The sequence below is a fragment of the Demequina sp. TMPB413 genome (genome assembly GCF_020447105.2).
Taxonomy (GTDB): Bacteria; Actinomycetota; Actinomycetes; order Actinomycetales; family Demequinaceae; genus Demequina.
On the sequence record NZ_CP096184.1, the window covers coordinates 277,742 to 298,726 of the forward strand.

At 66.3% G+C, this 20,985-nt stretch carries 20 protein-coding genes; 12 read left to right on the forward strand and 8 right to left on the reverse strand.

The genetic code is table 11. From position 1 onward, the window contains the following. The first annotated feature begins 11 nt into the window (after positions 1-11). Positions 12-227, forward strand: coding sequence for a hypothetical protein (locus LGT36_RS01265; RefSeq protein WP_226094569.1), 216 nt, complete (start codon positions 12-14; stop codon positions 225-227). Between the two features lie 21 nt (positions 228-248). Here LGT36_RS01265 and LGT36_RS01270 read toward each other — a convergent pair whose 3' ends face one another. Next, positions 249-941 (reverse strand): hypothetical protein, encoded by a 693-nt coding sequence (locus LGT36_RS01270; RefSeq protein WP_226094568.1) that lies wholly within the window; start codon positions 939-941, stop codon positions 249-251. After that, on the reverse strand, positions 934-1,542 hold the full coding sequence (locus LGT36_RS01275; protein WP_226264518.1) for a hypothetical protein: 609 nt from the start codon (positions 1,540-1,542) through the stop codon (positions 934-936). The genes LGT36_RS01270 and LGT36_RS01275 overlap by 8 nt, the downstream gene beginning before the upstream one ends. A gap of 426 nt (positions 1,543-1,968) precedes the next feature. Here LGT36_RS01275 and LGT36_RS01280 point away from each other — a divergent pair, with 426 nt between their 5' ends. Together LGT36_RS01280 and LGT36_RS01285 are read left to right on the forward strand one after the other, a co-directional pair. After that, positions 1,969-3,429 carry an HNH endonuclease signature motif containing protein gene (locus tag LGT36_RS01280; RefSeq protein WP_226096267.1) on the forward strand — a complete coding sequence of 487 codons (1,461 nt, stop codon included), beginning with the start codon at positions 1,969-1,971 and terminating at the stop codon, positions 3,427-3,429. Positions 3,430-3,786: 357 nt separating this feature from the next. Next, positions 3,787-4,953: a Fic family protein gene (locus LGT36_RS01285; RefSeq protein WP_226096265.1), complete on the forward strand. Its 1,167-nt coding sequence runs from the start codon at positions 3,787-3,789 to the stop codon at positions 4,951-4,953. 94 nt (positions 4,954-5,047) lie between these two features. Here LGT36_RS01285 and rsgA read toward each other — a convergent pair whose 3' ends face one another. Further along, positions 5,048-6,067: a ribosome small subunit-dependent GTPase A gene (gene rsgA / locus LGT36_RS01290; RefSeq protein WP_226096263.1), complete on the reverse strand. Its 1,020-nt coding sequence runs from the start codon at positions 6,065-6,067 to the stop codon at positions 5,048-5,050. A 93-nt stretch (positions 6,068-6,160) separates the two neighbouring features. Between rsgA and LGT36_RS01295 the strand changes: the two genes are divergently transcribed. Further along, entirely contained in the window at positions 6,161-7,144 is a 984-nt protein-coding gene (locus LGT36_RS01295) for a Gfo/Idh/MocA family protein (RefSeq protein WP_226096261.1), read from the forward strand. A gap of 148 nt (positions 7,145-7,292) precedes the next feature. On the opposite strand, the gene aroA is transcribed toward LGT36_RS01295, so the two are convergent. Both aroA and LGT36_RS01305 read right to left on the reverse strand, forming a co-directional pair. Then, the gene (gene aroA, locus LGT36_RS01300; RefSeq protein WP_370634277.1) at positions 7,293-8,630 is read right to left on the reverse strand and encodes a 3-phosphoshikimate 1-carboxyvinyltransferase; all 1,338 of its coding nucleotides are present in this window, start codon (positions 8,628-8,630) and stop codon (positions 7,293-7,295) included. Continuing rightward, a complete protein-coding gene (locus LGT36_RS01305; RefSeq protein WP_226096259.1) occupies positions 8,627-9,112 on the reverse strand; it encodes a hypothetical protein in 486 nt (161 codons plus the stop codon). Before LGT36_RS01305 ends, aroA begins: the two co-directional genes overlap by 4 nt. Before the next feature lie 175 nt (positions 9,113-9,287). Between LGT36_RS01305 and LGT36_RS01310 the strand changes: the two genes are divergently transcribed. Then, on the forward strand, positions 9,288-9,866 hold the full coding sequence (locus LGT36_RS01310) for a sigma-70 family RNA polymerase sigma factor (protein WP_226096257.1): 579 nt from the start codon (positions 9,288-9,290) through the stop codon (positions 9,864-9,866). 71 nt (positions 9,867-9,937) lie between these two features. After that, positions 9,938-10,183 (forward strand): mycothiol system anti-sigma-R factor, encoded by a 246-nt coding sequence (gene rsrA, locus LGT36_RS01315; protein ID WP_226096255.1) that lies wholly within the window; start codon positions 9,938-9,940, stop codon positions 10,181-10,183. Positions 10,184-10,283: 100 nt separating this feature from the next. On the opposite strand, the gene LGT36_RS14200 is transcribed toward rsrA, so the two are convergent. Next, positions 10,284-10,358 carry a 50S ribosomal protein bL37 gene (locus LGT36_RS14200; protein WP_370634278.1) on the reverse strand — a complete coding sequence of 25 codons (75 nt, stop codon included), beginning with the start codon at positions 10,356-10,358 and terminating at the stop codon, positions 10,284-10,286. A gap of 253 nt (positions 10,359-10,611) precedes the next feature. On the opposite strand from LGT36_RS14200, the gene LGT36_RS01320 reads away from it, so the two are divergent. From LGT36_RS01320 to LGT36_RS01330, 3 genes are all read left to right on the forward strand, one after another. Beyond that, a complete protein-coding gene (locus LGT36_RS01320; protein ID WP_226096254.1) occupies positions 10,612-11,700 on the forward strand; it encodes a type IV pilus twitching motility protein PilT in 1,089 nt (362 codons plus the stop codon). Positions 11,701-11,997: 297 nt separating this feature from the next. Further along, on the forward strand, positions 11,998-12,201 hold the full coding sequence (locus LGT36_RS01325; protein ID WP_248642142.1) for a ribbon-helix-helix domain-containing protein: 204 nt from the start codon (positions 11,998-12,000) through the stop codon (positions 12,199-12,201). Beyond that, positions 12,201-12,566 carry a type II toxin-antitoxin system PemK/MazF family toxin gene (locus LGT36_RS01330; protein ID WP_226096250.1) on the forward strand — a complete coding sequence of 122 codons (366 nt, stop codon included), beginning with the start codon at positions 12,201-12,203 and terminating at the stop codon, positions 12,564-12,566. The genes LGT36_RS01325 and LGT36_RS01330 overlap by 1 nt, the downstream gene beginning before the upstream one ends. Here LGT36_RS01330 and LGT36_RS01335 read toward each other — a convergent pair. Together LGT36_RS01335 and LGT36_RS01340 are read right to left on the reverse strand one after the other, a co-directional pair. Next, entirely contained in the window at positions 12,563-13,165 is a 603-nt protein-coding gene (locus LGT36_RS01335; RefSeq protein WP_226096249.1) for a GDSL-type esterase/lipase family protein, read from the reverse strand. The genes LGT36_RS01330 and LGT36_RS01335 overlap by 4 nt on opposite strands. After that, the gene (locus LGT36_RS01340; protein WP_226096247.1) at positions 13,162-16,863 is read right to left on the reverse strand and encodes a multifunctional oxoglutarate decarboxylase/oxoglutarate dehydrogenase thiamine pyrophosphate-binding subunit/dihydrolipoyllysine-residue succinyltransferase subunit; all 3,702 of its coding nucleotides are present in this window, start codon (positions 16,861-16,863) and stop codon (positions 13,162-13,164) included. Before LGT36_RS01340 ends, LGT36_RS01335 begins: the two co-directional genes overlap by 4 nt. A 539-nt stretch (positions 16,864-17,402) precedes the next feature. Here LGT36_RS01340 and LGT36_RS01345 point away from each other — a divergent pair. The 3 genes from LGT36_RS01345 (at position 17,403) to LGT36_RS01355 (ending at position 20,971) form a co-directional block, all read left to right on the forward strand. After that, the gene (locus tag LGT36_RS01345; RefSeq protein ID WP_248642143.1) at positions 17,403-18,701 is read left to right on the forward strand and encodes a hemolysin family protein; all 1,299 of its coding nucleotides are present in this window, start codon (positions 17,403-17,405) and stop codon (positions 18,699-18,701) included. Continuing rightward, a complete protein-coding gene (locus tag LGT36_RS01350; protein WP_226096429.1) occupies positions 18,698-19,735 on the forward strand; it encodes a hemolysin family protein in 1,038 nt (345 codons plus the stop codon). The genes LGT36_RS01345 and LGT36_RS01350 overlap by 4 nt, the downstream gene beginning before the upstream one ends. Positions 19,736-19,798: 63 nt before the next feature. Continuing rightward, entirely contained in the window at positions 19,799-20,971 is a 1,173-nt protein-coding gene (locus LGT36_RS01355; protein WP_226096428.1) for a D-alanyl-D-alanine carboxypeptidase family protein, read from the forward strand. The last annotated feature ends 14 nt before the right edge of the window (positions 20,972-20,985 follow it).

Genomic DNA, 20,985 nt, shown 5'->3' on the forward strand with positions numbered 1-20,985 from the left:
AGGGTGGGCATGTGGTGTACGCGTATGACGCGGGCGGGCAAAGGGTGGTGCAGGCGCGGGTGGCCGACGCTGATGGGCCGGGTAGTGCGACGGGGTATGTGGCGTCGGGACAGGTGCACGACGCGAACACGGCTTCTGCGTCGGTGGGGGACGTGTCGGCGACCAGGTACTACACGTTTGCTGGTTCCACGGTTGCGGTGCGCACCGATGATGATCGGGACTGCTGAGGGTTTTGGTGACAGTCCGGTCTAAGTGAGCGTCGGGCGGCCGCGCTCGGTGTTGTCGATGGCTGCTTGTGTTGCTGCGGTCCATTCGCGTTGCCACCGCCGTAGTTGTTCGCGTTGTGATTTGTTGGCTCCGGAGCGGGGGCCGAGGAGGGTGAAGGCCGTCGCAATGTGGTCGGGTAGGTCGGTGTGGCTCCCGGCGGTGGCGTCGGCGAGGATGCGGGCCGCTTGGTTTACGTCGACTCCTTGTCCCAGGAGCCGGAGAATCTCGCGTGCGTCTTTGAAGCCTTTTTCGGAGTCTGGGCGGTCGAGCAGTGCGGCGAGTTTGGACAACGTGTGCGCTTCGATGGTGAGTAGCTTCCAGCCGCTGTGGTCGAGGGCGTCCGTGTGTTGGGCGAGCACCTCGACGCGCAGGCGAAGTTTGGCGCCCAACTCGGACTGGTGCGGGATGTAGACGTCGACGTGGACGCCCTCGAAGTTGCCGCGCCACTTGGTGCCTTGCAGGTGGCTCGACTCGGACAGTTCGCTGAGCGCGGTGCGGACCTTTTCGCGAATTTCTGGCGAGCCGATGATGAGGTCGATGTCGTGGCTGATGTCGCCGCCGACGCGGGCGAAGGTGGCCCACCCGCCGATGAGGATTGATGGTTCGAGTTCCTCGCCCAAGTAGTCGAGCACCAGGCGCAGGTGGCCCTCGTTGTCGATCGGGAGGCTAGGCATGAGCGGCCTCGGCCCTCGCCCAGTCGTCAACGGTGAACCACGTGCGCCATAGGGCGCGCCGGAACTCGCTTGCCTGCCAGCCTGGCTGGGCAAAGAGGTCGGCGTAGGTTTGTGCGGGACTGGTGAAGCCGTCTGCCCAGGTGGCGAGCGTGTGGTCGTCAGTGGTGAACACGAGTGCGCCGTCGCCGGGTGGTAGGGCGTTGAGTTCCACGCGTGCGGGGAGGTAGACGATTGCGGGCGCGTGGTCGGCGATGGTGTTGCGGCCCCCCAGGTGGTGGGCGGCGGCGCGAGTGCCTCCCAACGCGTAGGCCGGGGCGTGGACCAACGAGCTCTGCGCTGCTTCGAGTGTTGTGGCACGGGCGCCTGTAAGGGTGCGCGCGGCGGCCAGCAGCGTGAGTGCACGCTCGGGATCCGTCACACTGAAACCGCCGCCGGGATGACGGGCGACGGCGCCGATGGACACTGGTCGTTGCAGCGCTTTGTAAGCAAGTTTGTCGCCCACTCCCGACTCCCATGCCAGATCACCGGTGTTCTTCCACTGCCGACGCCCGCTCAGGGCTGCATCGGCAAGGGTCCGCCACACCGCGTCAGTTGCCCGCATGTTTGCCTCCCTTGAGTGATCCGATACTACCAATAGGTAGAAACGTGTGTCTACCAATTGGTAGAAGCGTGAGATGTGGGCTGTTGCGCCCCGGGTTTGATGGACGCTCTCATCGCAAGGAAGTGTGAGAGCGGTGGCGGCATCGAGGAAGTATTCGCCGGATCCCAGGGAGAGGGCGAAGGGGACGGCTGTCAAGGCGCAAACTGCATTGCACGGCGACTCGCGCAAATCCCCTGATCATCTCGCCGAGATCAAACGGGAACACGCGCGCTGGCTAGAAGGTCGGCGCGGCGGCAAGCGCGGCCCGCGGCCCTGAGGTCCGGTAGAGTCCGGGCGCGCGTCGTGCCCAGGCGGGCGTTGTGAGGTCTATCCACAGACCATCGTGCCTGGTAAGCGGATGTCAGGGGGCGGTGATTGACTGGTTTCATGACAGACCAGTTGGCGGTGGCAGGCACTGCTCAGATCGAGAATGTGGGCGCGCTCACGGGTGAACTGGTGCGCCGCGACATTGGCGGTCTGTCGCACGAGGGCCTCTTGGCGGAGTACGACGCTGTCTCCAAACTTGGGCGCCTCGCCGACGCTTTGGAGGCGCGTTACGCAGGCGAGATTGCACGACGCTCAGCGCCCGACTTGCCCGGTGGTGGGCTGGCGCGGCGGCAGGGCTTTGGCAACGCGGGCGACATGGTCGCGGCCGTGACCGGCAGTACCCAGGCGGGCGCGTGGCGGTCGATCGAGGTGGGACAGGCCCTCATGCCTGAACCAGCCTTGCCTCAAGATCACCTCGAACAGGCTGACGACGGCGACCGACTCCAGCACCCTCCGGCACCTCGCTACCCGGCCATTGCCGAGGCATCGGTGTCCGGAAGTTTGTCCAGAGACGCGGCAGCAATCATCACCTCTGGCCTTGCCTCCATTGCCGATCGGGTGCCTAGCGAGCAACTCCACGTACTCGAGAAGCAACTCGTTGCGAAGGCCGTGGACCTGAGAGTGAAAGACGTGCGTCGGTTGGTTGGGCACGCGGTGGCACGGGCAGACCTTCCCGGTCACATCGGACGTGAGAAGCGGAACTATGACGAGCGGTATCTCACGTGGACGGAAGATCACACGGGGATGGTGACCCTCAGTGGGCGCATGGATGTGGTCACAGCTGCGCCAATTCGCACCGTCATCGAACAGATAGTGACTCAGCAGTTTCGCCGACGTCGGGATCAAGACCCGACGGACAAGGATCAGCGCACCGCGGGCCAGATGCGCGCCGACGCTCTCCGCGACCTCGCGCGCCACGCTCTCGGCTGCAAGGAGACCACCAGTTCGGGGATCCGCACCACCTTGGTGGTGCGGATGAATCTGGCCGACTTCAACAGTGGTGAAGGTCTCGGGAGCATCGACGGCATCGCGCGGCCGGTGTCGGTGGGTGAACTACGACGCCTGGCAGGTGAGGCGGGGATCATCCCCCAGGTGCTTGGTGGCCCCGGTGAGGTGCTCGACCAGGGCCGCGAGGTCAGAATGTTCACCCGTGCTCAGCGTCTCGCACTGTTGGAGCGCGATGGGGGATGCGCGAAATGTCATGCACCGCCAGAACACTGCGAGGCCCACCACATCGACTGGTGGGAACACGGCGGAAGATCAGACCTGAACAACGGCGTGATGCTGTGCACCAGATGTCACCACGACATCCACCGCCAAGGCTGGGGAATCCGGATCCGCGACGGCCAAGTGCACTTCATCCCGCCACCCGACATCGAACCCGCCCAAACACCGCGACTCGGCGGACGTGCGGCCTTGGAGATTGGGGGCGTGAGGAGTGTCGGCGGCATCAGCAGCATCAGGCGCGCCAGCTCGTCGCGCCAAGACACGGGGGAGAACTCTGCCTTGGACGCCGCGTGATCTCGTTTGCGGCGCTACACGGTGCCCCTGCGAAAGCCACGGCTTTGAGACGGTGACGCTCTCAGAGGCTCCCACACAACTCAAATCCGCTTCAAAAGGGAGAAACGGGACCGGTGGACGGGTGAGCGATCGGTGATCGCGGCGGAGAGCGCCGGACGGCGGCGCGCGTGGCGCCGCCAAGGCCTCGCGCCGTTCAGGGCGGCCGGAGCCTCCTGGAGCGCGCGCGGCGTGAAGGCCAGCCCGGAAGCGGCGGCACGGGCGATGGCTTCTACGAGGGCTAACTCACATCTCGCGACGGCTAATCTGAATATCAGCAAAAAGCCAGAATAAGCGACGCAACTGTGAGACACTCGGACCATGCCTCAGTCCGCCACGGTTCATGGTGCTGAACGGCTCCTGTGGAGCATCGACCAGCCATGGCCCTCGGGGCCCCGCGAATACAGGGCCTCCGTGGTGCCGACGCTGGCCCGACTAGTCTTCGAGCCCGACCCTGACGCCGCCGTCGCATGCCGTGAAGCCACCATCGAGATTGCGCTTCTCGAACGCGGCCCGGCCGGCCGCCTGCCCGGGTTTCAAGGCTTCCTCGAGCGCACCGAAGCCCTCGCCTCGTGCCGCATCGATGGCGCCACGAGCGACCCGACGCAACTCGCCCAAGCGGAAGCAGGCGTCCCGGCCTCCACGGCCGGCAAGTCAGTACGTGAAGCGGCCACAGGGCTGGCCATCCTCCTAGAATCGGCGCGCAGAGCCATCTCCCTCGGAGCGATCGCCGCCGCTCACCAGCCCCCTCCCACCGGCGACCCCGGTTGGCGCGACAAGGTCGCCCACTACCGCGACGCCCAGACCTGGATCGGCGGCACCGACCTCTGGCCAGACGGCGCCGACTACGTGCCGCCCCAACCCGCTCGCATCAGCGACGCGATGGAAGACCTGGTCGCCTTTGCCTCGCGCAAGGACATCGACCCGATTGCACAAGCGGCGATCGCGCACGCGCAGTTCCTGTCCATCCAGCCCTTTACCAGCGGCAACGGGCGCACGGCGAGAGCGCTCGTCAACGGCGTGCTCCGGCGTAGGGGAGTGACTTCCGACCTCGCGGTGCCGCTCTCCGCCTCGATCGCGGGCCAGAAGCGCGCCTACGCGATGGACTGGAAGGCGTACCGCATTGGCGACGCCGACGCCGTGGTCGAGTCGATCGGCATCCACCTGGCACGCGCCGCCAAGGAAGCGGCAGACTCAGCAGCCCGCCTCGCAGCACTGCCAGAAGCCTGGCGGCAGGCGGCAAGGCCCCGCAGGCACTCGGCGGCCGCCCGCCTCATCCCCCTGCTGGTCGCGCACCCCATCGTGGACGCCGCCGACGTCCAGCGACTCACGGGAGCCTCCCCAGCGAGCGCCTACGAAGCCATCGCGAAACTCGCAGAGGCCGGCGTGCTGCGCCGGCTCACGCGCACGCGCCGCGACACCGTGTGGGCCGCCGCGGACGTGATCGACGAGTCCGACCACTTCATGACCCGCCTCGCCTCCGCCTAGAGGCGCGCGACGGGCGGGGCGGAGGGCGGTGAGAGACCGCTGGGGCGCCAAGGGCGAGACGGTGCGAAGCGTGGCGGGAAATTGCCGGGCGTCGCTAGTACGCATCCCCAGACGCCCGCGAAACCAACAGCCGCCTGATCGAGTCCAGCTTCACGACCCTGTCGGGGTTGCCACCCACCCACTCGTCCAGCGCACACCCGTCCGCAGCACTGAGGTGCGTGCAGCCGCGTGGGCAGTGTTCAGCCTCGTAATTGGCGACGTCGGGGAAGGCGCTCATCATGTGCTCGGGGTCCACGTGGGCCAAGCCAAATGACCTAATACCAGGAGTGTCGATGATCCACCCCCCAGAGGGCACCTCCAGCATGAGCGACGAGGTAGACGTGTGCCGCCCTCGCCCCGTCACGTCGTTGACTCGCCCCACGGCGCGATCCGCAGCGGGGGCCAAAGCGTTGACCAGCGTCGACTTCCCCACACCGGAGGGCCCCACAAATACCGTCTTCGAATCCACCAGCGCCGAGCGAAGCAGCTGGAAGCCAGGGTCCGCCTCCGGCCCTCCCTCGCGCATCACCGAGGTCTCCACCACCGTGACACCCAGCGGCTCGTACAAAGCCCGCATGGCGTCGGCCGTGGTGAGATCCGCCTTGGTAAGCACCAGCAGCGCGCTCATGCCCGCGTCAAAGGCGGCCACGAGGCAGCGGTCAATGATCCGGGGATTGGGCTCAGGGTCGGCCACGGCCGCAATGATCGCCAACTGGTTCGCGTTCGCCACCACCACACGCTCGGCCGTGTCCGTGTCGTCGGCTGTGCGTCGCAGGGCCGTTGACCGGGCGTCCCGCCGCACGATGCGCGCCAGAGTGTCCGGCGTTCCAGAGACGTCGCCGACCAGCCCGACGCGGTCGCCCACCACCAGCCCCCGGCGCCCCAGTTCTCGCGCCTTGACGGCCATCACGATCGGGCCAGCGTCCGTGCGGACGGTGTAGCGGCCCCTGTCGACCACCACCACAAAGCCGTCGACGGCATCCTCGTGCGCTGGCCGACGCTTGGAGCGGGGACGCGAACTACGCGAGGGGCGCACCTTGGCGTCCGATTCGTCGTAGTGACTCCAGTCCGTCACGCGGCCGCCGGGGATTCCATCATGCTCCGAGACTAGCGATCCTCGGCGGCTAGTGTGGAGAGGGCTCAAGCGAATGCAACGGAGGATTCGACCATGAACGAGGCTCTCAGGATCGCCGTGGTGGGTGCTGGCGGCTGGGGAGCCCAGCACGCCCGCATCGTGTCACGGCGTCGAGACACCGAATTGGTGGGCATCGTGGGGCGCGACCCCGACCGCACCGCCGCGCGCGCAGCGGCGTTCGACACGACGCCTTTCACCGACATTGACACGATGCTCGAGCAAGCGCGGCCGGACCTCGTCACGGTGTGCCTGCCCAACGAGGCGCATTACGAGCCGACGCTTCACCTCCTCCAGCGCGGCGTCCCGCTGCTCGTGGAAAAGCCCCTGGTATTCGACATGAAAGAGGCCGACGCCCTGCTCGCCGAGGCCGAAAGCCAAGGCCTGTTCTTCGCGATCAATCTCAACCACCGCTACGCCGAACCGGTCAAGCGGGCCAAGGCGGCCATCGACGCCGGCGAACTGGGTGACGTCGTGTTCGCCACCTGGCGCTTCGGTGGCGAACCGAACTTTGGCACCAGCCCTCACGCCAACCTGATCGAGACCCAGGTGCACGGGCTCGACATGCTCGAGCACCTGTGCGGCCCCATCAAATCCGTCGCCGCGCAGATGACCGACATGACCCGCCCTGGCGTGTACACGACCCTTGCGGTGGCGCTGCAGTTTGCCTCCGGCGCGGTCGGGTCCCTCGTGGGCTCCTACGACTCGTCCTACGCCTACCCAGACGCCCACGTGGTGGAGGTCAACGGCACCAAGGGCAGGCTGATCATCGAGGACACGGTCAAGCGCCTGACGGTGTCGATGGCGGGCGACGAGACGCGGCGGGTCTGGGAGCCCGGCTACTTCAACGACGAGGCCCGCACCTTCGAGTACACCTTTGACAGGCACTTCGACGCCGTGTTGGCGGCCTTCCGGGCGGGCGAGCAGCCGCCCGTTCACGCGAGGGAGGGACGACGCGCGCTCGAGTTGGCGATGGCGATCATCCGGTCGTTCGAGGAAGGTGTGCGGGTCGAGGTCTAGCCGGCGCCGTCTGCGGGGTGGCTGTGGCCGACGGCGGGGTGGCTATGGCCGCCGGCGGGGTGGTTGTGGCTGCCGACGGGGTGGCTGTAGCCGGCGGCTCGGGAACGGGCAGGGGCAGGTGCCGGTGAGGTGCAGGGCGGTGCGCCGCCTAGGAACGGCCCAGCATGCGCGACCACAACTGCGGGAAGTCCGGCATGGTCTTCGCGGTGGTCCCCACATTGATAACCCTCGTACCAGGGACAACAAGCCCTACGATGGCCGCGAAGGTCGCCATCCGGTGGTCGTGATAGGTCTCCATGACCGCCGGTTTCAGCCCGGAATCTGGCGCCCCGTCGAACGTCAGCGACTCCTCGCCGGCGACGCAGCGACCGCCCATGCGTTCCACCTCGGTGGCAATCGCGGCAAGCCTGTCGGTCTCGTGGCCGCGCAAATGCCCGATGCCGGAAAGCACCGACGGCCCCGAAGCGATCGCGCACAGCGCCGCGATCGTGGGCGTGATCTCGCCAGCAGGGGAGAGGTCCGCCTCGATGCCGCGCACCTCGCCGGTCCCTGTCACCGTCATCACGTCACCCTCGAGCGTGCACGTGGCGCCCATGCGCGTCAGGAGCTCGGGGTAGAAAGCGCCCGGTTGAGTCGTCTCGGCCGGCCACCCAGGGATGCGCACGGTGCCGCCAACGGCCAGCGCCGCCGCCATGAACGGACCGGCGTTGGAAAGGTCGGGTTCCACGCGCACGTCACCAAGCTGGAGCGCGCCGGGGTGAACCACCCATGTGCGCTCGTCCGGCTGGTCAACGCGCACGCCGGCGGCACGCAGCGTCTCGCACGTCATGTCGATGTGCGGCAGGCTCGGGAGCACCTCGCCCACGTGGCGCACCGTGAGGCCGCCGGGAAGCCTGGGGGCGACCAACAACAACGCGGTCACAAACTGGGACGACGCCGAGGCGTCCAGGTCGACGGCGTCGGGGACCGACGTCGGCGGGGTGACGGAAAAGGGCAAGGTGCCACGGCCGTTGTCGTCGACGACCGCGCCAAGGGCACGCAGCGCCTCAATGAGCGGTCCCATGGGGCGCACGCGCGCCCCCGCGTCTCCGTCGAAGGAAACTGGCCTGGTATCACCAGCAATACCCGCTAAGAGGACGAGAGGCGGCACAAACCTCATGACCGTCCCCGCGAGACCGCAATCGATGTGCGCGCCGCCGCCCAGCGGTCCGGGCGTCACCTTCCACGCGTCGGCGCCCGTCTCCACCGATACGCCCAGCGAACGCAACGCGTCGATCATGAGCGCCGAATCGCGCGAGACAAGGCCGCCGCGCATCGTCACAGGGGCGTCGGCAAGCGCGGCGAGCACCAAGAATCGGTTGGTGAGCGACTTCGACCCAGGCACCTCGACCGTCGCGTCCAAGGGCGCGTCGCCTAAGCGAACAGAGTGCGCAGGCGCGTCCCACACCTCGCCTGGGCCGACGCCCTGGCGCAGAGATCCCGTCACTTGCGCTTACGTTCGGCCTTGGCCTTCTCGGCGGCCTTCTCCGCCTTGGCCTTCGCCTTGGCCTTGTTCGCCTTCTTGCGCTTCATGTGGCCGGCGCTGTGGCCGGCCGTCGCTGCAAGCATTGCTCCGCCGAGGAGCGAGAGGTTCTTGAGGAACTGGTCAAGGGCGGCGTCGCGCTCCTCGCCCTCTGGCAACCGCCAGAACGGCGCCCCTGTGGCCGCCGTGACCGCCGCGAGGCCAGTGAGAGCCACTCCTGCTGTGCGAGGGCTCCGAGAGAGGGCCAGAACGGCCGCTGTGGCCGCCGTAGCGCCGCTGTGCACCCTCACGAGCGTCTCGAGCGGAACATCAATCCCAGCGTCTTTCAGGAGCGGCCCGACAACGGGCTCGGCGACGGCCGCGCGCTCTTGCGGCTCGAGGGCGTCACGCACCCCGCCATAGATGAACCACGAGGCCAACAGTGGACGAGCTAGTGAACGCATCATGCCTCCCAGACTACCCATGCGCGGCAGAACTCACACGGCGAGGAATGGGGACGCGTCATCTGACGTTCTGGGAGGTATGACGCTGCTGGCAGAGAGGACGACGACGCACAGGGCTCGAGGCTTTGTACGCCGTCCAATCCCTGCGAGGCTCGGCCTACAGGTAGGCTCAGCGGCGATGACCACGAACACTGACAGTTTCGACTTCGAAACCGATGCCCTGTCCTTCATGGACCAGTTGTATGCCGCCGCGCTCAGAATGACGCGAAATGGCGCCGACGCTGAGGACCTGGTGCAGGAGACGTACGCCAAGGCCTTTGCCGCGCAAGACAAGTTCACGCCTGGTACGAACCTCAAGGCGTGGCTGTACCGCATCCAGACCAACGCGTTCATCAACACGTATCGCAAAAAGCAGCGCGAACCTAAGCGCACGGACGCCGACACGGTCGAGGATTGGCAGTTGGCCGCTGCGGCTACCCATCAGTCGTCAGGGCTGGCGTCGGCGGAGCAGATCGCGCTCGACGGCATCGGCGATGACGACGTCCGCAACGCGCTTGCGGAACTCTCGGACGACTTCCGCATGGCGGTGTATCTGAGCGACGTCGAGGGCTTCGCCTACAAGGAAATCGCGGAGATCATGGATACGCCGGTGGGCACCGTGATGTCGCGGTTGCACCGTGGGCGTCGGCTTCTCCGCGAGAAGCTCAGGGACTATGCCGCGGAACGCGGAATCTACGACTCTAAAGCGGAGTTGTGACGCTATGACTATTCAGCAGAAGACCCTGACGCGAGGGTGCGTCTATGGTCCTTCCGTGAGGGAGGTGGACCGTGCCTAAGCGGCAGTGTCAAGAAGCCCTGGACAGGCTGTTCGAGTTTATCGACGGCGAGATGAGCGACGAGGAGTTGCTGCGCATTGGCGCGCACCTCAAGGAGTGCCCTCCCTGCGAGGCGGAGCAGAAGATTAATGAGCGGATCCGCTTGCTGGTCTCTCAGGCGCATGGCGACAAGGCGCCTCATCAGTTGCGCGAACGCGTCCTCAGCACCATTCAGATGGCCCGCGAAGAGGGCCACTAGCAGGACTTTTGCGGTTGCGCCCGCGTGTGCGCACCACGAACAAAGCCCGCGTCGATTGACGCGGGCTTTGTCATCTCAGGGCCCTGTGGCCCCGCACGAATTAAGCGTTGGGACGCTTGCCGTGGTTGGCGCCGGACTTGGCGCGCGTCTTGCGCTTGCGACCGCGCTTGCTCATGGTGACTCCTTGGGGTTCGTTCGAGCGACCCTCCATCATTCCACATCGGCGGCCAAAGCACATCGCCCGCCTTGGTGGGGGCGCGGGAGAGCGGCGCGGCCGGGCGCTGAACTGCGGACCACCTGGCGTTGAGCTGGGGGCCTCCGGGCGGCGGGGAGCGGCGCGGCCGGGCTCTATCGGGCAGCGTCACCGCGCATCGGCGCGACGCGTTAGCCTTCTCAAGTCAAGGTGCCGTGATGCCGATGGAGCAACCGTGAGCGACCAGCCCGTTTCCGTCATTCCCCTTCTGCACGCCCTCGCGTCGACGGGGGGTTCAGACCTTCACTGCAAGGTGGGCTCCGCGCCGCGCATTCGCGTCGATGGCAGGCTGCGCAAGCTGCAGGTGCCTCCGCTGAAGGCAGAGGACACGCGCAACATGGTGGCCCAGGTGCTCCCTGAGGACCTGGTCGCACAGTTCCGCGACATCCATGAGGCCGACTTCGCCTTCTCGCTTTCAGGGGTGGGCAGGTTCCGTGTCAACGCCTACGTGGCGCGCGGCACCGACTGCCTCGTGTTCAGGCGAGTGGCAGTGGGCGCACAGCCCATGGACGAACTGGGAATTCCTGCGGTGGTCTCCGATCTCGCGCTCGAGCCGCGGGGCCTGGTGCTCGTGACCGGGCCTACCGGATCGGGAAAGACCACCACCCTCGCCTCGATGGTCGATTTGATCAACACCTACCGCGAGGTCAACATCATCACGATCGAAGACCCGATCGAGGTGCTGCACACCGACAAAAAGGCGATCATCAGCCAGCGTGAGGTGCGCTCCGACACGCTCGACTTCATGAACGCTCTGCGCGGCGCCATGCGTCAGGACCCTGACGTCATCCTCGTGGGCGAGATGCGCGACATCGAGACGGTGCGCGCCGCCCTGTCTGCCGCAGAGACTGGCCACTTGGTGCTCGCAACCCTGCACACAGTTGACGCTCAAGACACGATCAACCGCATCGTGGACTTCTTCACGCCTCACGAGCAGGGCCAGGTGCGCGCCACGCTGTCCCAAACCCTGCGTGGGATCATCTCGCAGCGCCTGGTGCGGCGCGCGGACGGCACAGGTCGCGCGCTCGTTGCCGAGGTCATGATCAACAACGGACGCATCGCCGAGGCGATCGTCGACCCGTCCGAGCAGCCGCCCATCCTCGACCTCATTTCCGAAGGCGAGTACTACAAGATGCAGACCTTCGACCAGCACCTGTTCCAGCTGGTCACCGCGGGCGACGTCACGTACGAAGACGCGCTCGCGATCGCCTCGCGGCCCCACGACTTCACCGTCACGCTGCGCGGCTCCGGCTTCGCCGTCTAGATAGCTGGTCTGCGCGCCTCGCGCGGCCTGCGGCCGTTCCGCGCCAAAAACTCACTACCGCACCGACGTGGGGCGACGTCGCCGCGCCTGAGGGCCAGCGAGCGCGTTCGTTGCGTAGTGAGTTCTGGCGGCGCGCGGGACGCGGGGCGGTGCGTGTGCGCTGCGCGGGACCGGGAGCGGCACTGTTGCACTGCGCTCGCTTGCCTCAAACGGGTAATTACCTGGCTTTTGCTGCCAAAGAAGCAGTCAAGTAGCAGAACAGTAGGTAGTAAGTAGCAGAGTGGTAGCATCATGCTCGTGAAGCTCAGCATCAGCTTGACCGACGATGACGTCGCCTTGATCGATCAGTTCGCGGCCGCAGGTGACTACCCTTCCCGCTCCGCAGTCATTCAGCACGCGCTCGCCAGGCTCCGCGCCCAGGGCCTCCACGGCGACTACGCCGACGCCTGGACGGAGTTCTCGGATGGCGGCGACGCAGGCCGCTGGGAGGCGTCGTCCTGATGAGGCGCGGCGAGATCAGGTGGGTAGCGCTCGATGCCGGCGCCGACGCGGAGGCACGTTCGCGCGCTCAGCGCCCCGCGGTGATCGTCTCTAACGACGGCGCCAACACGGCGGCCGCACGGCGCGGTTCTGGAGCTGTCACTGTGGTGCCCTTGACCACGTCCGACGCGCCCGCGAAGCCCTTCCAGGTAGCACTGGCCGCCGGCGTCGGCGGTCTGCCCAGGGCAGCCAAAGCCATGGCCGAGCAAGTGCGCACCGTCTCTGCGGGACGCGTCGGCCCGAGCATCGGCATGCTGTCGCTGAGCGACGTAGCCAAGATCGATGACGCCTTGCGGCTACACCTCGGCCTCGATCGCGGGCGTTAGACCGCTGGCTGCTCGACTCCGAGCCAGTCGTGCCATGCGGAGTGCAGCACCAGCCACGCCATGAGACCGTAGCCAGCCTGGTGCGGTAGCGCCTCGTCACCCGTGGCCATGTCGGAAACCCACTGTTCGTGGCGCGCGAGCGGCCCGAACATATCCACGTAGGGCACGCCCCTGCGCGCAGCAGACTCCTCGCACAAGGCGGAAAGCTCGGCAATGGACTGTTGATCCTCCGCGCGACCTGGAGGAGGCCCTGCAAGCATCATGCGAAAGCCGAGCGCCTTGGCACGATCCAGGGTGTTCGCGATGTTGAGGCGCGTCATCGTGGGGGACACCCCCCGGTGGACATCGTTGCGTCCAATCGCGAAGATCACGGCGTGCGGCGCCGCGCCAGGGACCGGATCGCCGATGCGCCTAAGCGCCTCGTCATCCCAGCGCGCCGTGAGTTCGCCAGTGGTCTCGCCCGGTACCGCGAGGGTATGGAAGCGAAGCTCTGGAGCAAGGGGAAGAGTGCGCGCAGCAACGCGCCCTGTCCACCCAAGTGCCTTGGGGTCTCCATGACCCGCGGTGAGCTCGTCGCCCACAAAAAAGACGTGTGTCACCTGTCGAATGCCCTCGTCACGAGGTCAGCCTGCTCCTCATGGTGGCGCGAAGCAAGTCCAGACGCCGGCGAGGCGGCAGCTGGCCGCGCCGCGACCGAGATGGGGCGCCCCACGATCTGGGGCAGCGACAGCGAGATCTTGGCCCACGCGCCTTGGTTGAGCGGCTCCTCTTGGACCCACATGAATTCGGCGCCGTCGAAGGGGGCGAGCGCCTCCTTCAGACCGTCGTGGTGAAGGGGATACAACTGCTCGAAGCGCACGATGGCCGTGGTGGTGTCGCCCGTCTTCTCGCGTTGTGCCAGCAGGTCGTAGTACACCTTGCCAGCGCACATCACGACGCGCGTGACTTGTGAACCGTCAACCGCGTCGTCTCCGATGATTTCCCTGAAAGTGCCCTCGGTGAAGTCCGTGACGTCGCTCGCGGCGGCCTTGAGGCGCAGCATCGACTTGGGGGTGAAGACCACGAGTGGCTTGCGCGGGCGGTTGTACGCCTGGCGACGCAGCAAATGGAAGTACGACGCAGGCGTCGAGGGCATGGAGATGATCATGTTCTCTTCCGCAGCCATCTGCATGAAGCGCTCGACGCGCGCGGAAGAGTGATCGGGCCCCTGGCCCTCGAAGCCATGCGGCAACAGCATCACCACAGAGGACGACTGTCCCCACTTCTGCTCGGCAGAGGAGATGAACTCATCGATGACCGTCTGGGCTCCGTTGACGAAGTCTCCAAACTGCGCCTCCCACAGCACCAGCGCATCGGGCCGCTCGACGGAGTAGCCGTACTCAAAGCCAAGGCACCCGTATTCGCTCAAGTGCGAGTCGTAAATGTTGAGCCGCGCCTGGTCGGAAGCGAGATACATCAGCGGCGTCCACTCCGCGCCCGTCGAGCGGTCGTGGAGTACCGCGTGGCGCTGCACGAACGTGCCTCGTCTCGCATCCTGACCGGCCATGCGCACCGGCACACCTTCTTGAAGGAGCGATCCAAAGGCGAGCAACTCTCCGTAGCCCCAGTCGATGCCGCCCTCTCGGCTCATCGCCTCCCGGCGCTCGAGAAGCTTTGCCAGTTTGGGATGCACGGAGAAACCCTCAGGGGGACGCGTGTGCGCCCGACCAATGCGCTCGATTTGGCTAGGGGCAACTGACGTCCGCCAGCCGACCATCATTCCGGCATCACTCGATTGAGACGCGGGCACCTCAAGTCCAGCGATGGCCTCCGCTTCCGAGCCCGTGAAGCCCTCGCGAGTCTCGAGGAAGACCCGCTCCAGCTGGGACAGGTAGTCCTGCGACATCTGCTCGGCTTCTTCGTCCGTGATGTCGCCGCGACGGATCAGTGCCTCGGTGTACAAGTGGCGCACGGAGCGCTTGGTCTCGATGAGGTCGTACATGCGCGGCTGTGTCATCGACGGGTCGTCGCCCTCGTTGTGCCCGCGTCGGCGGTAACACACCATGTCGACGATGACGTCGCGGCCGAAGGTCTCCCGATACTCGAATGCCCTCCTGGCGGCCCGCACGCACGCCTCTGGGTCGTCCCCGTTGACGTGGAAGATCGGAATCTGGAAGCCCTTGGCGATGTCCGTGCAGTAACGCGTCGAGCGCGAGTCCTGTGGGCCGGTGGTGAAGCCCACTTGGTTGTTGATGATGACGTGGACGGTGCCGCCGGTCTTGTAGCCACGCAGCTGGGCCATGTTGAGGGTCTCTTGAACGATTCCCTGGCCAGCGAAGGCGGCGTCGCCATGGATGAGCACCGGCAGGATCGGGTAGCCGTCCGTCGCAGGGTCCGCACCCAGGGCGTCGAGCTTGGCGCGCACGATGCCCTCGAGCACAGGGTTCACTGCCTCGAGGTGGGAAGGGTTGGCTGCGAGGTAGACCTTGGTGGTCTCGCCCGTGTCGGCGGTGAACACGCCCTCGGTGCCCAGGTGGTACTTGACGTCTCCTGAGCCCTGGACGGAGCCGGGAACCGCCGTGCCATCGAACTCGGAGAAGATCTGGCTGTAGGACTTGCCCGCCAGGTTGGCGAGCACGTTGAGACGGCCGCGGTGGGCCATGCCAACGCACACCTCGTGGATCCCTGAGCGTGCGGCAGAGGACAGCACAGCGTCGAGCAGCGGGATGAGGCTCTCGCCGCCCTCGAGCGAGAAGCGCTTCTGGCCCACGTACTTGGTCTGCAGGAACGCCTCGAAGGCCTCGGCAGCATTGAGGCGACCGAGAATCCGCAGGTGCTCCTCGCGGCTTGGCTTGGTGTAGCCGTGCTCAAGTCGCTCCTGGAACCACGCGCGCTGGGCGCGGTCCGCGATGTGCATGTACTCGACGCCTACGGTGCGGCAATACGCATCGCGCAAACGGCCAAGCACGTCGCGCATCTTCCAGCGCTGCTTGCCGGCGAAACCGCCGGTCGAATAGACCCTGTCCAGGTCCCACAGCGTCAGCCCGTGCGTCTGCACGTCAAGGTCGGGGTGCCGCCTCGGCCGCGAGCTCAGCGGGTCCACGTCGGCCATGAGATGTCCGCGCGAGCGGTAGGCGTGAATGAGTTCGGCGATGCGCGCGGGCTTCGCCTGCTCGGTGTCCTCGTCCGTCACGGAGTCGGCGACCCAGCGCACCGGTTCATACGGCACCCTGAGGGCCACGAACACCCTGTCGTAGAAGCCATCGAGACCCAGCAGCTTCTTGTGCACCAGCCCCAAGAACTCGCCAGATTGGGCGCCCTGGATGACCCGGTGGTCGTACGTCGAGGTGAGCGTCAGCACCTTCGAAACGCCAAGACGGGCGATCGTCTCTGGGGATGCCCCCTGGTATTCGGCGGGGTAGTCCATCGCGCCGACGCCGATGATCGCGCCTTGGCCGGTCATCAGACGGGGCACCGAGTGCACGGTGCCAAGGGTTCCTGGGTTGGTGAGGCTGATGGTGGTGCCCTGGAAGTCGGAGGCCTGCAGCGTGCCTGCGCGAGCGTGGCGGACCACGTTCTCGTAGGCCTCCCAGAACTCCGCGAAGTCCATGTTGTCTGCAGCTTTGATGTTCGGCACCAGCAACTGACGGCTGCCGTCTTCCTTGGCCATGTCGATCGCCAAGCCAAAGTTCACGTCGCTCGGGGTCGCAATCGCAGGCTTGCCGTCCTGAGTGGTGAAAGAGACGTTCATCGCCGGGTATTCGGCCAGCGCCTCGACGATGGCGTAGCCGATCAGATGGGTGAAACTCACCTTGCCGCCGCGCGTGCGCGCCAGGTGGTTGTTCATCACCACCCTGTTGTCCATGAGCAGCTTGGCGGGAATCGTCCTGACGCTCGTTGCCGTCGGCACGTCGAGAGACGACTCCATGTTGGTCACGACCCTGGCCGCTGCGCCGCGCAAACGCTCGACGCCTTGGCGCACGTCCGTGTGCAGCAAGGCCGGGTGCTCTTGACGCTGCAAGTAGGCGGCACTCGGCGCGACCGCCGTGGCGATTGGCTGCGTGGGGAGAAGTTCGTGCTGAACGTCGGCGAGGGGAACCGGAATCCCTCCCGTCTGGGTGGACTCCGTGGCACCGGCCGACGCTTCGGTCGAGGAGGGTGCGGAGGTCTCGGCCTGCTCCGACGCACCGCCCTGCTCGGACGACGCTGGTGGGGCGGACGACGCTGGTGGGGCGGACGACGCTGGTGGGGCGGACGACGCTGGTGGGGCTGGCGGCGGGGGAGGGGGAGGGTTTACCGCGGAGGGCTCGGTAGGCAAGGGTGCCGGAGGCGTCGCCTCTGGTTCGGAAGGTGCCTGTGGGGAAGGTGCCTGCCCGGAGGTTGCCTGCTGGGAAGACGCCTGCCCGGAAGGCGCCTGCTGGGAGGGCGCTGACTCCTCGCCCCCTGCATCGGCGTCGGCGTGGGGCTGGCGATCGACCGCCCTCGTACTCGAACCGCCTAAGACCAGGGACGCGACGGAGGGAGCACCGTTAGCGCGCGCCACCGACTGGCGCTCACTCGACCGGGAATTGCTGGGGGACACCGGGCCGCTCACTTTCTGACTTCGTCTGTTGAAATCAGGTATTACTCGACATCATCAACCCTAAACGACCGCAGGGGTCCCATCGTCGCTGACTTTGGGCAAATCGTTATGTGCGCCTCATCCGCCGCGCCGCCTCCGCCGCTCCACCGTTCCTCCGCCGCTCTTTTACCGCGCCACCTCCACCCGCCCGCGATCAGCGTTGCTCACCCCACGCGGCGGCACGGCGCGCTCGGTTATGCTGGTTCGACTATGGAGGGCGAAAGGCGCACCTACTCGTGACTGCATGGCTCATGGTGGCGCTTGGCGCTGGCCTGACGATCGGGACGGCGCTATTCGTCGCCGCCGAGTTCTCCTTTGTCGCGCTTGATCCTTCCCAGATCGACGGCGACTCCAAAGCGACGCGACGCGTCAGGAGAGCGTTGACGACGCTGTCGACGCAGTTGTCGGGCGCTCAAGTGGGGATCACCCTCACGACCGTGTTGCTCGGCTTCACCGCGCAGCCAGCACTCGCCGAGTTGCTCCAGGTTCCGTTTGAGGCGACGCCGTGGGTGCGTGCTGCCGCCGCGACCGTCGCCGCTGTCGTCGCCCTCATCGTCGTCAACGTGTTCTCCATGATCATCGGAGAACTGGTGCCAAAGAACGCCGCGATCGCGACCCCGTTGGCCACCGCCAAGGCCGTCGCCCCTTTCATGCTCGCCTTCACCGTCGTGCTGCGGCCGCTGATCGCCACGCTCAATGGCGCGGCCAACGCCGTGGTGCGGGGGCTGGGAATGGAGCCAAAGGAAGAGCTCGCTGGCGGCAGATCGCGCCAGGAACTCGCCGCGCTCGTGCGGCGCTCGGCGGAGGTGGGAACGCTCGCGCCGTCAACAGCGCTGCTCTTGACGAACACTCTCGAACTTGACGATCTCGCGGCCGATGACGTCATGACGGATAGGACCAGAATGCATACCGTCGCCGTCACCGCGACGGCGGCCGACGTGTTGGCGCTCGCGCGTGGCACCGGCCACTCACGATTCCCGGTGATTCGGGACGGAGTGGACGACGTCGCCGGACTGGTCCACGTGCGTCAGGCGATTGCGGTGCCCGCGCACGAGCGCGACGGCACTGCCGTCAGCGAACTGATGGTGGATGCCCCCCGAGTGCCGGAGACTATGGCGCTCAGGCCGTTGCTGGGCGAGCTCAAGGACCTTGGCATGCAATGCGCCCTCGTGGTCGACGAGTACGGAGGAACAGCAGGCTTTGTCACGCTCGAGGACGTCGTCGAGGAGTTGGTGGGCGAGGTTGCCGATGAACACGACTCGCGCCGCTCCCAAGTGTTCCGCGCCGCGGGCGGTGCGTGGGTGCTGCCCGCAGTGTTGCGGCCCGACGAGGTAGGGGAGCTCACGGGGATCCCGCTGCCGAGTTCACACGTGTATGAGACCGTCGGCGGCCTCGTGATGGCGACCCTCGGTCGGTTGCCAGCAGTGGGCGATTACGTCGAGGTGGGCGACGTCCTGGTCACGGTGGAACGCATGGAGGGCAGAAGAATCGACAGAGTGCGGGCGCTCATCATGCCAGGGACGCAGTCATCATGAGCGTGGGACTCGTGCTTGCCGTGGTGGGGCTCTTACTCGCCAACGCCTTCTTTGTGGGCGCCGAATTCGCCATCATCTCTGCGCGTCGCAGTTCCATCCAACCGCGAGCAGAAGAGGGTTCGCGCGCCGCAGCGACAGTCCTGTGGGCGATGGAGAACGTGTCGCTCATGCTCGCCACTGCGCAATTGGGCATCACGATCTGTTCGGTGTCGCTGGGTGTGGTCGCGGAGCCAGCGCTCGCGCACGCCATCGAGGGCTTGCTGCACGGTGTCGTCAGCGACACGGCGGCCCATGCCATCGCGATCGCCATCGCGCTGCTCATCATCGTGGGGCTGCACGTGGTGGTAGGCGAGATGATCCCCAAGAACGCGGCCGTGTCTAGTCCCGACCGTGCCGCCCTCGTGTTCGGCCCGCCGCTGGTGTGGATTGCGCGCATCTCGCGGCCGCTCATCGCGAGCCTCAACGCCGTGGCCAACGGGATACTGCGCCTGTTCCGTATCGAGCCGCGCGACGAGGTCACGTCGGCGTTCACGGCCGACGAGGTCCACCTGATCGTGTCCCGTTCGAGCGCGGAGGGAACACTCGTCGACGCCGAGGGGCTCTTGACGGGCGCGATCGAGTTCTCCGACCACACCGCTCGCGACGTGATGGTCCCTCTCGACAGCGTCGTCTGTGTCGCGAAGGGCGCTTCTGCCGAAGATTTGGAAAACCTCGCGGTGTCCACCAGCTTCTCGCGGTTCCCTGTGAGGGACGACGGCGGAGACATTGTGGGTTATCTGCACATCAAGGATGCCCTGCAAGTGCGACCAGGGGAACGCGAAGAGCCACTCGCCGATTGGAGGGTGAGAGACCTCGCGTCCGTGACACCAGAAACAGAGGTCGAAGCGGTGATGGCGCTCATGCGGTCTACCGGCGCTCACGTGGCCCTTGTCGACGGCGGAGACGGCCCGGAAGGCGTCGTCTTCTTGGAAGACATCATCGAAGAATTGGTGGGCGAAGTGCGCGACATGATGGCCCGCGCAAGACCGGCGTAGACCTGGGCGTTTTTGTATGAAGTGTGCACAAAGTCATTGGGGCCTGGCCAGCAAGGTAACGGAATGGTTACACTGTCCCGGTGCCACCTTCCTTGGGGGTGGGGTTGGCGCAAGGGGATCGACGATGTGTCGGAGGACTTTGTGACCGTAGAAAAAACGCCGCCTGAGCATGTTGGCGACGTCGATTTCGGTTCGCCCGTCTCGCCGCCCGTCCCGGCCGGCAACGGGGAATTCGTACGCCAAGAGGCTGCTCCCGAGCACCCCTATCGACCGATTGCGCAGGCGCCCTCAGCGCGCGGCGCGCACCAGTTCTCACGCCGCATTCGGCGGTTGACGGAGACCCACGAGATCCGCATCCGCACCACGCATCGTCGCCGCAAGGTGCTCGCGCGTGGCGGAGTGCTCGCTGGTTTTGGGCTCGCGATGGTGGTCTATCCCATCATGGGCAACGTGGTCGAGTACCACGCAGGCGTCGAGACGGTGCCTGGAGTGGTGGTGGGTGAGACCCCCACCACGGGGCACGCCCTCCTAGGAGACGGACCCTCGCTCGTACCTACCGTGATCGAGCTTCCCTCCGTCGCGGACCAGACTCAAGCGCTCGCTGTGGCGAGCTCGGCCTTCACGACGAGTACGAAGTTGCCTGGCTGCAACATGCCAGCGCAGTTCTCGGGAGAAAACGGCCAGTTGTCTACCGATCAGTTGTGCGAGCTGTGGGACGGCAACTACATGCGGGCAGATGCCGCCCTGGTGCTCGCGGAACTCAACGCCCAGTTCAACGCCAAGTTTGGTCGCGACCTGTGCATCCAAGAGGGCTACCGCTCTTACGCCGACCAGGTGCGCATCCGCGGCTTGCGCGGCTACCTCGCCGCCTCTCCTGGCACCTCGATGCACGGCTTTGGTGTGGCGTTCGACTTGTGTAGTGGCGACGACAGCGGTGCGCCAAAGGCGTGGCTGGACGAGAACGCCGCCGCCTTCAACTTCGTGAACCCCGACTGGGCCAAGTACCGCAAGTACGAGCCGTGGCACTGGGAGTACAAGCCGGGTGTCGACGATGTCGGCCTGTACGGCGAAGGCTACTGGTCATACGGCGCGCCCGATGGCGGAAGTTCCGATGCTGGCACGTCAGGGTCCACTGGAAGCACTGCTCCAGCGGCAACCACGCCTGCCCCGGCGCCTGAGCCGATTGTCACTCCCGCACCGGAGCCGGCCGAACCCGAAGTGACCCGTGCGCCTTAGGCCGCATGGCTTGG

Excerpts from the sequence above, each read along its gene's own strand:
- LGT36_RS01270 (WP_226094568.1), bottom strand. The coding sequence starts at position 941 with ATGCCTAGCCTCCCGATCGACAACGAGGGCCACCTGCGCCTGGTGCTC.
- LGT36_RS01275 (WP_226264518.1), bottom strand. The coding sequence starts at position 1,542 with ATGCGGGCAACTGACGCGGTGTGGCGGACCCTTGCCGATGCAGCCCTG.
- LGT36_RS01280 (WP_226096267.1), top strand. The coding sequence starts at position 1,969 with ATGACAGACCAGTTGGCGGTGGCAGGCACTGCTCAGATCGAGAATGTG.
- LGT36_RS01285 (WP_226096265.1), top strand. The coding sequence starts at position 3,787 with ATGCCTCAGTCCGCCACGGTTCATGGTGCTGAACGGCTCCTGTGGAGC.
- LGT36_RS01295 (WP_226096261.1), top strand. The coding sequence starts at position 6,161 with ATGAACGAGGCTCTCAGGATCGCCGTGGTGGGTGCTGGCGGCTGGGGA.
- LGT36_RS01305 (WP_226096259.1), bottom strand. The coding sequence starts at position 9,112 with ATGATGCGTTCACTAGCTCGTCCACTGTTGGCCTCGTGGTTCATCTAT.
- LGT36_RS01310 (WP_226096257.1), top strand. The coding sequence starts at position 9,288 with ATGACCACGAACACTGACAGTTTCGACTTCGAAACCGATGCCCTGTCC.
- LGT36_RS01330 (WP_226096250.1), top strand. The coding sequence starts at position 12,201 with ATGAGGCGCGGCGAGATCAGGTGGGTAGCGCTCGATGCCGGCGCCGAC.
- LGT36_RS01350 (WP_226096429.1), top strand. The coding sequence starts at position 18,698 with ATGAGCGTGGGACTCGTGCTTGCCGTGGTGGGGCTCTTACTCGCCAAC.
- LGT36_RS01355 (WP_226096428.1), top strand. The coding sequence starts at position 19,799 with ATGGTTACACTGTCCCGGTGCCACCTTCCTTGGGGGTGGGGTTGGCGC.